Consider the following 1,402-nt stretch of genomic DNA (forward strand, 5'->3'; position numbering starts at 1 on the left):
GAGGGTGTTTCATTAGCTGTGTAAGGGTCCGGTCTCTAACCGAGGTGTGACCTGCGGGCTCGCCTCTGAAAAGGACCGATGACATGACCGAGATTGCTGATGCCCAGAACCCTCTTGCGGGCGTGCTGAGCGCCGACCAGGTCGACGCCCTCGTCAACGCCGCCGAAGACCTCGGAGAGGGCCGCCACGGGGTCGAGGAGCTGCTGTCCCGGATGACCCAGGCCGTGCTGGAGCGGGCCCTGGAGACCGAGATGAGCGACCACCTCGGCTACGAGTCCGGCGACCCTGCCGGCGCCGGAACGGGCAACTCCCGTAACGGCAAGACCACCAAGTCCATCCATACCCTCCAGGGCCCAGTGCAGCTCACCGTCCCCAGGGACCGCAACGGCTCGTTCGAGCCCGTGATCGTGCCCAAGCGGACCCGCCGACTGGGCAGGGTCGAGGACATGGTCCTGTCGCTGTATGCCCGCGGGATGACCACCCGCGACATTGGCTCCCATCTCGAGGAGATCTACGGCTCGAAGGTCTCCGCCGCGACGATCTCCAGGGTCACGGACGTCGTCACCGACGAGGTCGCCCAGTGGCAGTCCCGGCCCCTGGAGTCGGTCTACCCGATCGTCTACATCGATGCGATCTGGCTCAAGATCCGCGACGGCGGAGTCGTGACCAACAAGGCCTGCCACGTCGCCGTAGGCGTCGATATGGAGGGCCGCAAGCAGGTCCTGGGCCTATGGCTGGGGGCCACCGAGGGCGCGAAGTTCTGGGCCAACGTCCTCACCGAGATTCGCAACCGTGGCACCAAGGACATCCTGATCCTGTGCTGCGATGGGCTGACCGGGCTGCCGGCCGCGGTTAACAGCATCTACCCCGAGACCGTGGTCCAGACCTGCGTGGTCCACCTGCTGCGCTCGGCGATGAAGTACGCCTCCTACACGGACCGCAAGACCATGGCCAAGGACATGCGCCCGATCTACACCGCGGCCACCGTGGCGGCCGCTGAGCTGGCCCTGGAGGCCTTTGCCGAGGCCTGGGGCAGCAAGGCGCCGGGGGCGGTGCTGGCGTGGCGGAACGCGTGGGAGGACTTCATCCCGTTCCTGGCGTTCACCCCCGAGATTCGGAAGGTCATCTACACGACCAACCAGATCGAGTCGATCAACTACCAGCTCCGGAAGATCACCAAGACGAGGGGCTCATTCCCGTCGGACGAGGCGGCGATGAAGCTGGTCTATCTGGGGATCCGGAACATCGAGACCCGCCGCGGTGGCCAGCTCGGAACCGGCACTCAGGGATGGCATCAAGCCCTCAATGCTTTCGCCGTTCAGTTCCCCAACCGACTTCCGCTCTGACCACCCGGCAGAGAGGCTGTTCGACCGGCCCCTTACACAGAAAACTTGACACCTCC

General features: G+C 65.4%; 1 protein-coding gene. It reads left to right on the plus strand.

The genetic code is table 11. From position 1 onward, the window contains the following. Positions 1 to 83 precede the first annotated feature (83 nt). Positions 84 to 1,346, plus strand: coding sequence for an IS256 family transposase (locus tag ACT3SQ_RS19200; protein WP_193119625.1), 1,263 nt, complete (start codon positions 84 to 86; stop codon positions 1,344 to 1,346). Positions 1,347 to 1,402 lie beyond the last annotated feature (56 nt).

Source organism: Brachybacterium sp. AOP42-C2-15 (assembly GCF_052377065.1).
Taxonomy (GTDB): domain Bacteria; phylum Actinomycetota; class Actinomycetes; order Actinomycetales; family Dermabacteraceae; genus Brachybacterium.